We start from the raw sequence: 12,229 nt of genomic DNA on the forward strand, positions 1-12,229 counted from the left end.
CAGTTCAAGAAAATTGCGCAGGGGGCCTCATTACTTTGTCGTGTGTTGCGAGGCCGCTCTTGCCTATAGAGCACGCCAGTTGTAGGCAATGACACAGACGTGACAGAAGAGGGATAACATGTCTGACGATCCCAAAACGCTTGTTTCGACGGAGTGGCTGGCCGCTCATCTCAAAGACCCGGATTTGCGCATTTTGGATGCTTCCTGGTTTTTGCCGGACATGGGGCGCAACGGCCGCGAAGAATTTGCCGAAGTGCATATTCCCGGCGCGCGTTTCTTTGACATCGACGATGTTTCCGATGGCCGCAGCGACCTGCCACATATGGTGCCTCCGGTTGAAAAATTCATGTCCCGACTGCGCGCCATGGGCGTGGGCGACGGGCATCAGATTGTGGTCTACGACGGCTCGGGAATTTTTTCCGCTGCCCGCGTGTGGTGGCTGTTCAAGCTGATGGGGCAAAAAGACGTGGCCGTGCTGGACGGTGGCCTGCCGAAGTGGATAGCCGAAGGACGCCCGACGGATGACCTTCCGCCTGTGATCCGTGACCGCCACATGACCGTGCGCCGCCAAAACCACATGGTGCGGGACGTGACTCAGGTCTCTCACGCCGCCAAACTGGCCGATCACGAAATCATCGACGCCCGTGGGCCATCACGTTTTGCAGGCTCTGAGCCGGAGCCGCGCGCCGGTCTGCGCGCCGGTCACATTCCGGGCAGCAAAAACGTGCACTACGCAACACTCATGCAGGACGGAGTGATGAAGTCCCCTGAGGAGCTGCGCGCAGTGTTTGAAGCCGCCAATATTGATTTGTCCAAACCCGCCATCACCAGCTGTGGATCCGGTGTCACCGCCGCGATCCTGTGCCTTGCGATGGAGCGGTTCGGCAAGACCGACCATTCCCTATATGATGGATCATGGGCCGAATGGGGGGCTTTCCCCACCCTGCCCGTAGCAACCGGAGAAGCGTGATGCTCACCAACCTTAAAGAGCAGCCCAAAGACAAAATTCTCGGCCTGATGGCCATGTACCGCGACGACCCACGTCCCACCAAGGTAGACCTGGGCGTAGGTGTGTACAAAAACGCCGACGGGGTGACCCCGGTGATGCGTGCCGTTAAGGCTGCTGAGCGTAAGATCGTCGAAGAACAGACGTCCAAGGCCTACACCGGTCTGGCGGGTGATCCAGCCTATGCCGATGCAATGATCGACATGCTGCTGGCGGGGGCAGTTGAGCGCGATCGTTTGGCCGCTGTGGCGACCCCTGGTGGCACCGGCGCAATCCGTCAGGCGTTTGAATTGATCAAAATGGCCAACCCCAAAGCACGTGTGTTTGTGTCTGATCCGACTTGGCCAAACCACATCAGCATTCTGGGCTACCTGGGCATCGAGATGGTGAAGTATCGCTATTTTGACGACGAGACCCGTGCCGTAAACTTTGACGGCATGATGGAAGATCTGGCTGATGTGACCAGCGAAGACGTTGTGTTGTTGCACGGCTGCTGCCACAACCCAACCGGTGCCAACCTGACTCTGCCGCAGTGGCAGAACGTGATCGATCTGATCAATGACAAAGGCTGTACGCCGATGATCGACATTGCCTACCAGGGCTTTGGCGATGGTCTGGAAGAAGACGCGGAGGCCACGCGTTTGGTGGCGAAGTCTGTGCCTGAACTGTTGATTGCGGCGTCTTGCTCCAAGAACTTCGGCATCTACCGTGAGCGTACCGGTCTGCTGATCGCAATGAGCGAAAAGGCAGAGAACACAGCTGTGACGCAGGGCAACCTGAACCACCTGAACCGTCAGAACTTCTCCTTCCCGCCAGATCACGGTGCGCGGGTCGTGACCACGATCCTCACCGATCCAGAGCTGAAAGCGGACTGGATGGCAGAGCTGGAAGAGACCCGTCTGGGCATGTTGGCGTTGCGTGAGCAGTTGGCGGCAGAACTCAAACGTCTGAGTAACTCAGACCGGTTTGGCTTCCTGGCGCAGCACCGGGGCATGTTCTCACGCCTTGGCACCACGCCGGACCTGGTGGAGAAAATTCGTGTCGACAACGCGATTTACATGGTGGGCGACAGCCGCATGAACATCGCTGGCCTAAACGCCCAGACCGTACCGGTTCTGGCCAAAGCCATCGTCGACGCGGGCGTTTAAGCACAACACTTTTGATCGCGCGCTTAGGGTTCTAGGCGCGCGGTTTTCTTTTGAGGTTCTGACATGCCCATCAATTACGACACCCTGTCCAAAACCATTGCATCCTTGACCGAGGGTGAGACTGACTCCGTCGCGTTGATGGCGACCGTGACCTGCGAAGTGCATCACGCCGATGAGCGGTTTGATTGGACCGGGTTTTACCGCGTAGTGGCACCGGAACTGCTCAAAATTGGTCCCTACCAGGGCGGGCATGGCTGTTTGGTGATCCCGTTTTCACGCGGCGTCTGTGGCGCAGCGGCACGGACTGGCGAGGTGCAACTGGTGCCGGATGTGGATGCGTTTCCGGGACATATCGCCTGTGCATCTTCAACCCGGTCCGAGCTGGTGTTGCCTGTTTGGAATGGCGCGGGAGATCTGTTGGGTGTGTTTGACATCGACAGTGATCAGCCAGACGCCTTTACCCAAGAAGATGCCGATCAGATGACAGCCATCCTAGCCAACGCCTTCAAGAACGCTGCTTAAAACGGTGCCTTGGCGCGGAACGACATGCCTTTGCCGCTCTCCGGGTGGCTGATCCGCAGCTCCTCAGAATGCAGCATCAGGCGGTCAAATGCCCGCGCATCATCTTTGGCATAAAGCGGGTCACCCAAGATCACATGCCCCAGCGCAAGCATGTGCACGCGCAATTGGTGGCTGCGCCCAGTTTTGGGTGTCAGCCGCACGCGGGTTTCGCTGTCTTTGACCTTAAGCACCCGCCAATCGGTGTGTGCGGGTTTGCCGTTTTCATGGTCCACCATCTGTAGTGGGCGATTTGGCCAATCCACAATCAGCGGCAGATCCACAGTGCCGGTTTTCTCCGCCACTTGCCCCCAGACGCGGGCCACGTAGGTTTTCTTGGTTTTGCGCTCTTCAAACTGTTTGGACAGATACCGTTGCGCATGTGGCGTCAGCGCAAAGACCATCACGCCTGAAGTGTCCCGATCCAATCGGTGCACCAGAAGCGCCGTCGGGAAGGCCACCTGAACCCGGGTCAGTAGGCAATCGGCGAGATGCTCGCCCCGTCCCGGCACGGACAACAGGCCTGCGGGTTTGTCGACAACAACAATGTCGCTGTCCTCATGCAGGACAACAAGAGGGGCCATCGGCGGGTCATAGGGCGTGATCTCGGTCATGGCGCCCGACATAGGGCTTTGGCGCGGGCACGGCAACCCAACGTCAACCTTGAGTTACACGCAGGGATCGGCAGGCTGTCTAAAACGGGAATTGAGGGAAGGGCCAATCATGCATCCAACAATCGTGCGCATGCAGGAGGTTGTTGCCAAAGGCAACGAGGAGGACATCAAAGGCCTGCTGGCCGAGGATGCCACGTTTCAGCCGCCGACCTATTGGGCGACCTGGACCGGGCGGGATGCTGTGGCGGCGGTTCTTGGGCATGTTGGCCAGGTTTTCAGCGAGTTCCGTTATCGCCGCGTGATGGGGGATGGCAACGACTGGGCACTGGAGTTTCAGTGCAAGGTTGGGGAGCTGGATTGCGTGGGCGTGGACCTAATCACGCTGAACGAGTCGGGCAATATCCAGCATTTTGAAGTGGTCATGCGGCCGTACAAAACCATTGGCGCCTTGCGCGAAGCCATGAACAAACGAGTCATGACCGACGCCCGTTTCCTCAAATTCAAAGATGCGATGAGTTAAACCAAGATGCGCGTTGCACTGGATCAGGTTGTTCGCCTCCCCCTGGCCCCCCTGCTTGTCGCTCAGGCGATGGGCGTGCGACGGCGGGCCAAAATCTTGACAGAGCCGCATGGTGCACGGGAAGGCTGTGCCGGATCCGGCACATCTCTGCGGCTTTTGATCCTTGGAGACAGCTCTGCTGCAGGTGTTGGCGCAGGCACGCAAGAAGCGGCTTTGTCAGGCCAGTTGGTCGCGGCGCTCTCCCCTGATTTTGCCGTGAGATGGCGATTGATTGGCGAAACCAGCGCCACAACAGGGGTGATACTGAAGCGATTGGCGGCTGTGGAAACCACACCGTTTGATGTGGTTGTGTCCGCCCTTGGCGTCAATGATGTGACACGTGGAAACCGACGTGGACTTTGGCAAAAACAACAGCGGCAACTGGCAAAAGTTTTGACAAAGAGGTTTGGCGCAAAGCTGATTGTTGCCTCGGGATTGCCGCCTATGGGCGCCTATCCTGAGTTGCCACAACCATTGCGTTGGGTGATCGGGCAACAGGCACAGCGATTGGACAGCGCCCTTGCGGATGTCTGCGACGGCCACTCGGCAATGACACACCTGCCTATAGATGTGCCGTTTGAGTCCCGGTTTCTGGCGGAAGACGGCTACCATCCTTCGGAGGCAGCCTACACGTTGTGGGGGCAGTTGATTGCCGCCCACATTCGCAGACATTTCAAAGGCTGATCACCGGCGGGCGTTACGCAAGTCGCGGATCATTGGGATCGAGTACACCACAAGTGCGGCCCAGATCATTGGGAAGGCAATCATACGCGCTTTGCCAAAGGGTTCGTTGAACACCAGAACCGCCATGAGAAAGATCATAGTCGGTGCGATGTATTGCATGATTCCAATTGTGGAGAGCCGCATGAGTTTCGCCCCATTGGCGTAGAACAACAGCGGCACCGCTGTGACCACGCCGCAGCCCATCAGAAGGACTGTGTCCCGGGTGGTGCCGGCAAAGTGCCCCTGCCCCTGCGACGTCAACCACAGCAAATACCCAACGGCCGGAATGGTGAGAATGATCACTTCCAGCAAGAAACCCTGATTGGGGCCAACCGGTAGGGACTTCTTGAAAAAGGCGTAAAAGCCCCAGGACACGGTGAGCGCCAGCGCTGCCCAAGGCAGTGTCCCGGCATCAACCCAAAGCACACCTACAGCTGCAGCGGCCAAGGCGACGGCAACCCATTGCAACCGCGTCAGTTTTTCGCCCAACAACATCGAGGCCAGGGCAATACTGAACAGTGGATTGATATAGTAGCCCAACGCCGCGTCAAGCGCGCGGTCATTGGCGATGGACCACACATATACCCCCCAATTCACCGTGATCAACGCTGCCGTGATACAGGCCATCGCCAGCGTGCGAGGATTGCGAAGAGCCGCGACAAGATCTGACGTGCGGCGCAGGACAATCAGCACCAGCCCTGCGATTGGCACGGACCAGATCACCCGGTGCGCCACAACTTCAAGAGCAGGCATATGGGCGACAAGTTTCATGTAAAGCGGCAAAAACCCCCAAAGGAGGTAAGCCGTCATCGCATAGGCAAGCCCCTGCGGCGTGTCGACATTGTCCGGCTGTTCACTGCGCACTGCCATGATGACCTCCCCGTTCGCAACGCTTCTTGTTAGCCATGTGCCGGACGGAAAGAAATTCGGTATTTGTGCGGTGAACCATCACGTTCCTTGATGGTTCACCTGTTAAGGTCAGACCTTCACCCGTTCCGACTTTGGATCATACATCGGCTTCAGCGAGGCTTCGGCGCGCACCTTTGTGCCCATGACGTCAATTTCATAGGTTGAGGCCAGAACCTCAGCGGCTTTTTCACCGGCACAGGGCACGTAACCCAGCCCCATAGCTGCCCCCAATGTGTGGCCATAGTTGCCGGAGCTGAGATAACCGACGTATTCGCCGTCTCTGATAATTGGCTCATTGTGGAACAGAAGTGGCTCCGGATCGGTCAGTTTGAACTGCACAAGCCGGTTTTGCGGGCCACTTTCTTTGCGCGCAATCACCGCCTCGCGGCCAATGAAATCCGGCTTGTCAGTTTTCACCGCAAAGCCAAGACCCGCGTCCACCACGTGATCTTCGCAGGTGATGTCGTGGCCGAAGTGGCGGAAGCCTTTTTCGATGCGGCAGCTGTCCATCATATGCATGCCACAGAGCTTTAGCCCCATGTTTTGTCCCGCCTCCCAGAGGGTCTCAAAGGCGTGGCCTGCCATGTCGGAAGACACGTAGATCTCCCAACCTAGTTCGCCAACATAGGTCACGCGGTGTGCGCGGGCGAGGCCCATACCCAGCTCGATGTCCTGTGCGGTGCCAAAGGGGTTGGTCGCGTTGGAGAAATCAGCAGGGGAGACTTTTTCCAGCAGTTTGCGGGAATTTGGCCCCATGATTGCCAGCACACCTTCGCCAGAGGTGACATCGGTGATCACCACGTTGAAGGTGCCTTTGTGACGTTCCATCCAGGTTTGGTCCGCGAGACGCATCGCCGCCGGGGTCACCACCAGATAGGAGGTTTCGGTCAGGCGGGTCACGGTCACGTCGGCCTCAATCCCGCCGCGACGGTTGAGGAACTGGGTGTAGACAATTTTGCCGTTGGGCACCGAGTAGTCGCCACCACCCACGTAGTTCATGAAGGCTTCGGCATCAGGGCCTTCGACCCGGATTTTGCCAAAGGAAGACATGTCGTACATGCCGACATTTTCACGAATGGCGCCGTGCTCGGCGGCGGAGTTCTCAAACCAGTTCTGGCGTTTCCACGTGTATTGGTATGCGCGTTCCTGGCCTTCTTTTGCAAACCAGTTGGCCCTTTCCCAGCCGGCGAGTTCTCCAAAAACCGCACCCTGTTCTTTCAGATGATGGTGGAACGGCGTGCGGCGCACACCGCGTGCGGTGGCCTTTTGGCGATACGGATAATGGTCGGCGTAAAGCAGTCCCAAAGTTTCTTTGGAGCGTTCAAACAGGTAGGTCTTGTTGCCTTGGAACGGCTGCATGCGGGAGATGTCCACATCGCCTAGGTCAAATGGTTTCTCTCCGTCCGTCATCCACTGCGCCAACGCCATACCGGCGCCGCCCGCAGATTGGATGCCGATCGAGTTGAAACCGGCGGCCACCCAGACGTTGTCCATCTCTGGCGCCAAACCAAGGTGATAGGCGTCATCCGGGGTGAAGCTTTCCGGGCCATTAAAGAAGGTGTGAATGCCCGCCTCTGCCAGCATCGGCATACGGTTCACCGCCGCTTCGAGAATGGGCTCAAAGTGGTCGAAATCTTCCGGCAGCTGGTCAAATTCAAAGGTATCCGGAATGCCTTTCATGCCCCAAGGTTTGGCATTGGGTTCAAACGCACCCAGAAGGATTTTGCCCGCATCTTCCTTGTAGTAGGCACATTCATCCGGCACGCGCAGCACCGGCATCTGGGTGAGCTGCGGTATGTTTTCAGTGACGATATAGAAATGCTCACAGGCGTGCAGCGGCACATTCACGCCTGCCATGCGACCAACCTCGTGGCCCCACATGCCCGCGCAATTCACGATCATATCGCAGGCGATATGGCCCTGTTCTTCGCCGTCGTCAGACACCCAATCCACGCCTGTCACCTTGCGGCCCGACTTGGCGATATTGGTAACTTTCACGCGTTCCTTAACCGTCGCCCCCATCTGGCGCGCACCTTTGGCCAGCGCCAGCGCAATGTTGGCGGGATCGCCTTGCCCGTCGAGTGGCAGGTACACACCAGCGGTGACGTCTTCAATGTTGAGATGTTCGTAGCGGGCTTTGACTTCTGCCGGGGAAATTTCCTCCACCTCCACGCCAAAGGCGCGGGCCATGGCGGCCTGGCGGTAGATTTCTTCCTTGCGCTCTTCGCTCAGGGCAACGGTTATGGACCCGCAACGTTTGAAGCCTGTGGCGACACCGGTCTCGGCTTCGAGATTGCCGTAGAGCTCCTGCGAATATTTCGCGAGCTTGGTCATGTTGGCCGTTGCGCGCAATTGCGCGATCAAGCCAGCAGCGTGCCAGGTCGTGCCAGAGGTGAGCTGTTTGCGCTCCAGCAGAACGACATCTTTCCAGCCCAGTTTGGCGAGGTGATAGGCCACTGAGCAGCCAATCACACCGCCACCGATGATGACCACACGGGCTTTGTTCGGGAGATCAACCATAAGCTACGTCCTTTTGAAGAGTTTCGCAGGGTCTTCTCCCCGCGACGTGCAACGAGCCGGTGTCATGCCCGCAACCTTTCGTTTTCTGGGTCCCACATGGGTTGATCTTCCTGCACCACCGCGCGGCATTTCTGACCGTAAATTTCCACCGTAAGCTCGGTGCCCGGCTTGGCCAGCTCGGCCTCCACCATGCCCAGCGCGATGGAGGCGTTCACGCGATAGCCCCAGCCGCCGGACGTGGTTTCGCCAACGATCTGATCCCCGTGGTAGATACAGGACATGTAGGGCGCGTCTGCGTCGCCGGCGTCGACCTTCAAAGTGACAAAGGACTTTTGCGCGCCTAGTTGTTTCTCGTTCTGGATCGCGGCCTTGCCCGGGAAGTCCTGTGGTTTGTCCAGCTTCACAAACCGCTCCAGTCCACCTTCAAGTAGCGAGTAATCAGTGGACAGGTCACCCTTCCACGCACGATAGCCTTTCTCCAGACGCAAAGAGTTCAGCGCATACATTCCGAAGGGTGTTGCACCAGCGTCGCGGATTGCGTCGTAGATTGCGGGCATATGCTCGTTCAGTGCATGCACCTCCCAGCCCAGCTCTCCAGCAAAGGACACGCGGATCAGATAGGCGGGTTGCCCTGCAACAGTGGCGCTTTGGTGGGTGAGCCAGCCGCTTTGAAGATCCGCATCCGTCAGTGCCGCGAGGATGTCGCGTGACTTTGGCCCCGTCACTATCAGCGTGTCACGGGTTGTGGTGACGTCTTCGACCGTCACGCTTGCGGGCATCGCACGCACCAAGATATCGCGGTCATGCCACTGTGCCGTTGCCGCCGTGATCATCAGGAATGCATCGTCTCCCATGCGAATGCAGGACATTTCTGTCAGAATGCGGCCCCGGTCGTCGGAGATGTAGACGAGGTTCATGCGGCCCACTTTGGGCAAGCCGCCAGTGACCAAACCGCGCAGGGTTTCTGCAGCACCTTCGCCTGTGACCATGAAGCGGGAGAACCCCGGCAAATCGAGCACGCCGCAGTGGTCGCGTACCGCCTCACATTCTTCTTTTACTCGTTGTTCCCAAGGACCGGTCCGGCCCCAGGTGTGGGTGGCAGCGAGCGACGTGTCATCGCCATCTTTGGCAAACCAGTTCGCTCGCTCCCATCCGTTATAGGCCCCCATAACACCGCCAGATGCGACAACCCGGTCATGGACGGGGGAGAGCTTCTTGTCCCGGGCGGCGGGCCATTCGTGATGCGGGAAGTGCATGGCGTATTCGTTTCCGTAAACTTCCATGCCTTTCTTCACGCAGTAATCATGATCGGTGTAGTCGGTGTAGCGGCGTGGATCGACGGCCCACATGTCCCACTCGGTGTGGCCATCCACGATCCATTCAGCAAGCACTTTGCCCGCGCCGCCACCTTGGGCAATACCGAAAGTGAACACGCAGTTTTCAAAGGCATTTTCCACACCCGGCATTGGACCAATTAGCGGGAGGCCATCAGGCGCATAGGGAATTGGGCCGTTAATCACTCGGCTCACGCCGGAGGTCTGCATCAGCGGCACCCGCTCCATGGCATCGGTGACGATGTCTTCAATCCGGTCAAGGTCATCGGACCAGAGCTGGAAAGAGAAGTCGTCCGGCATTGGGTCGGCATCGGTGTCCCAATGGGCCTTACAGTTTGGCTCATAGGGGCCGAGGTTGTAGCCGTGTTTTTCCTGACGCAGGTAATAGGACACGTCCACGTCGCGCAGCAGCGGCAGCTTTTTCCCGCCATTGGCTTTGGACCACGCCTCCACCTCTGGTATTTCTTCTGTCAACAGATACTGGTGGCTCATCACCATCATCGGTACAGAGCGCCCACCATAGGGTTTAAACCACTCGCCAACACGCTGCGCGTAGTATCCAGCAGCGTTGACCACATAGTCACAGGCAATATCGCCTTTTTGCGTATGCACGATCCAGCTTTTATCTTCTTGTTGCGTCACGCCAGTCGCCGGACAGAAGCGCAGGATTTTCTGGCCCATGTCCCGCGCACCTTTGGCCAATGCTTGCGTCAGCTGTGCCGGGTCTATGTCACCGTCAGTAGGATCATAGAGCACGCCTTCGAGATCATGGGTTTCCAAGAAAGGATAACGTTCCCTGGCTTCTTTCGGTGTCCACATCTCCATTGGAATGCCTTGGTACTTGGCCATGGACATGGCCCGCTCAAATTCCTGCACCCGTTCTTTGGTGTGCGCCAGCCGGATAGAGCCCGATTGGTGATACCCCATTGGGTAATCCACCTCTTCCCCAAGCCGGGCGTAAAGCTCGGTGGAGTAGCGCTGCATGTTCATGATCGCCCAGCTGTTGGAAAAGGTCGGCACATTGCCCGCGGCGTGCCAGGTGGAGCCAGCGGTCAGTTCGTTCTTTTCCAGCAAGACACAATCGGTCCAGCCTTTCTTGGCCAGATGATAGAGGCTTGAGGTGCCAACAACACCGCCACCAATGATGACCACACGGGCCTTGCTTGGAAAATCAGACATGACCATCTCCCTCAGTCAAAGACTAGTTTTGCTGCCAAGCCGCCAAAGATGACGGCTGCAATTTTGTTCAGAATACCCGTGGCTTGCTTGAGCTTTGCGCCCACAAGACCAGCCGACAGACCGATCATCGACACCACCACAAACCCACCAGAGGCAAACATCACACCAAGGATCACAATCTGCTGCCAGATTGGACCTGCGGCAGGCGTGGTGAACTGCGGCAGGAAGGCGAGGATGAAAAGAATGATCTTCGGATTCAGGATGTTGGTCAAAAATCCACGGCGCACCGCGCGCAAGACACTGGAGCGCCCTTCAACGTCATCCTCAACCTGTTTGGCGGTCCAAGATTGATATGCCAATACAACCAGATAGGCCGCGCCTGCGTAACGGATGGCAAGCAGTGCCGTCGGGGACGCCGCAATCAATACGGCCAGCCCGGCAGCGGCCAAAGTGATGTGCACCACAAGCCCAAGCGTGACCCCAACCGTGGCGGCCAATCCCGCCTTTGGGCCGCCGGAAATGCCGCTGGCGATGGTGAACATCATATCCGCGCCGGGGGTGAGATACATCACCAGCGACGCAGCCATGAAGGCCCAGAGTGTGACGCTGTCCATATTTGCAAAGGTTTCCAACATGGTCAGTCTCTCTGCGGCACGTTGTCAGCGATGGTGTAGTAATCACCTTTGTGCGCAACAAAGATGTGCTTGGTCAGTTCCAAGCCGGTTGGGCCGTCCACTGCCCCCAGCGCAAAGCTGGTGGTGTCCTCATCATGGGCTTTCCAGAACAGGAAAGAGCCACAGCGCGGGCAGCTGCCGCGCTTGGCGCTTTCGCTGGCCTCATACCAGAGCACATCTCCGGTGATGGTCAGATCGGTGTCAGCAACTGCGGCCGAAGACCAGATTCCGCCGGATTGTTTGCGGCATTGGCTGCAATGGCACATGGAAGCGCCTTGCGGTTCCGCTTCGGTCTCGAATGTGATGTCGCCACAGAGGCAAGATCCCTTCAGCATTGTATCGTCCTTAGTACACAGGTGGCGCGATCACCCAGATCGCCACGCAAGCTTCGTCATGAGGATTGGCCCAGTGGTACTCCTCCCCACGAATGCGGAAGCTGTCGCCTGGCCCAACAGAGAAACTCTGTTCCCCTATGCGCAGCTCTAACCGGCCAGAGATGACATAGCCAACTTCCTGTGTCGGGCGCGTGGCAGCATCTTGCATTTTGGAACGCGGCGCAAAGGTGGAGTGCACCATTTCAAAGTCGTCGGTCAGATCCGGAGAAAGCAGCTCTTCGACCAAACCTTCCTCACTCCCGCCCATCGCGCGGCGGGCCCCCGCACGCACCACATAGCCCTGTTCATGTGCTGGAGCGGCGGATTGGCCAAACAACATCGACATCGGCACATCCAGCACTTTGGCGATCTGGCGCAGGTCGGAAATGGTGGGTTCGGATTTGTCGCGCTCCACTTGACTGAGCCAGCCCACGGAACGGTCCAGCGCCTCTGCCATATCGGTCAGTGTCAGGCTGCGCGCCTTGCGCAGAGCGCGCAGGTCGGCGCCTAGCGTTTGCACATTTTGTGGCACGTTATGAAGCATGTGGCGCGAATCCCGGTTGTGAAATTTTCCCCTCGAATTTCACGCTGCACCAGTTTCGTGAAATTTCAAAACATTTTTTCACGCATG

The 12,229-nt window shown here is 57.9% G+C and carries 12 protein-coding genes; 5 read left to right on the top strand and 7 right to left on the bottom strand.

Annotation, left to right across the window (positions count from 1 at the left end; genetic code table 11):
* The first annotated feature begins 118 nt into the window (after positions 1–118).
* From sseA to JXR15_RS01540, 3 genes are all read left to right on the top strand, one after another.
* On the top strand, positions 119–970 hold the full coding sequence (gene sseA / locus JXR15_RS01530; protein WP_422051480.1) for a 3-mercaptopyruvate sulfurtransferase: 852 nt from the start codon (positions 119–121) through the stop codon (positions 968–970).
* On the top strand, positions 970–2,154 hold the full coding sequence (locus tag JXR15_RS01535; RefSeq protein ID WP_422051481.1) for an aromatic amino acid transaminase: 1,185 nt from the start codon (positions 970–972) through the stop codon (positions 2,152–2,154). Before sseA ends, JXR15_RS01535 begins: the two co-directional genes overlap by 1 nt.
* A 63-nt stretch (positions 2,155–2,217) precedes the next feature.
* The gene (locus tag JXR15_RS01540) at positions 2,218–2,676 is read left to right on the top strand and encodes a GAF domain-containing protein (protein WP_422051482.1); all 459 of its coding nucleotides are present in this window, start codon (positions 2,218–2,220) and stop codon (positions 2,674–2,676) included.
* Here the strand turns inward: JXR15_RS01540 and JXR15_RS01545 are convergent.
* A complete protein-coding gene (locus JXR15_RS01545) occupies positions 2,673–3,326 on the bottom strand; it encodes an RluA family pseudouridine synthase (RefSeq protein ID WP_422051483.1) in 654 nt (217 codons plus the stop codon). The two genes, JXR15_RS01540 and JXR15_RS01545, sit on opposite strands and share 4 nt — an antisense overlap.
* Positions 3,327–3,435: 109 nt before the next feature.
* Between JXR15_RS01545 and JXR15_RS01550 the strand changes: the two genes are divergently transcribed.
* Both JXR15_RS01550 and JXR15_RS01555 read left to right on the top strand, forming a co-directional pair.
* Positions 3,436–3,846, top strand: a complete 411-nt coding sequence (locus tag JXR15_RS01550; RefSeq protein WP_422051484.1) for a nuclear transport factor 2 family protein — start codon at positions 3,436–3,438, stop codon at positions 3,844–3,846.
* A gap of 6 nt (positions 3,847–3,852) precedes the next feature.
* The gene (locus JXR15_RS01555) at positions 3,853–4,569 is read left to right on the top strand and encodes an SGNH/GDSL hydrolase family protein (protein ID WP_422051485.1); all 717 of its coding nucleotides are present in this window, start codon (positions 3,853–3,855) and stop codon (positions 4,567–4,569) included.
* Here the strand turns inward: JXR15_RS01555 and rarD are convergent, their stop codons facing one another.
* The 6 genes from rarD to JXR15_RS01585 all read right to left on the bottom strand — a co-directional run bounded on the left by rarD (position 4,570) and on the right by JXR15_RS01585 (position 12,142).
* Positions 4,570–5,478 carry an EamA family transporter RarD gene (rarD, locus tag JXR15_RS01560; RefSeq protein WP_422051486.1) on the bottom strand — a complete coding sequence of 303 codons (909 nt, stop codon included), beginning with the start codon at positions 5,476–5,478 and terminating at the stop codon, positions 4,570–4,572. It lies immediately after the preceding gene.
* A gap of 108 nt (positions 5,479–5,586) precedes the next feature.
* Positions 5,587–8,037 (bottom strand): GcvT family protein, encoded by a 2,451-nt coding sequence (locus JXR15_RS01565; protein WP_422051487.1) that lies wholly within the window; start codon positions 8,035–8,037, stop codon positions 5,587–5,589.
* A 62-nt stretch (positions 8,038–8,099) separates the two neighbouring features.
* On the bottom strand, positions 8,100–10,550 hold the full coding sequence (locus JXR15_RS01570; protein WP_422051488.1) for a GcvT family protein: 2,451 nt from the start codon (positions 10,548–10,550) through the stop codon (positions 8,100–8,102).
* A gap of 11 nt (positions 10,551–10,561) precedes the next feature.
* Positions 10,562–11,185, bottom strand: coding sequence for a LysE family translocator (locus tag JXR15_RS01575; protein ID WP_422051489.1), 624 nt, complete (start codon positions 11,183–11,185; stop codon positions 10,562–10,564).
* Between the two features lie 2 nt (positions 11,186–11,187).
* Positions 11,188–11,559, bottom strand: coding sequence for a GFA family protein (locus JXR15_RS01580; protein ID WP_422051490.1), 372 nt, complete (start codon positions 11,557–11,559; stop codon positions 11,188–11,190).
* Positions 11,560–11,569: 10 nt separating this feature from the next.
* Positions 11,570–12,142: a helix-turn-helix domain-containing protein gene (locus JXR15_RS01585; protein ID WP_422051491.1), complete on the bottom strand. Its 573-nt coding sequence runs from the start codon at positions 12,140–12,142 to the stop codon at positions 11,570–11,572.
* Positions 12,143–12,229: the final 87 nt, after the last annotated feature.

Source organism: Shimia sp. (assembly GCF_049116215.1).
Classification (GTDB): domain Bacteria; phylum Pseudomonadota; class Alphaproteobacteria; order Rhodobacterales; family Rhodobacteraceae; genus Shimia.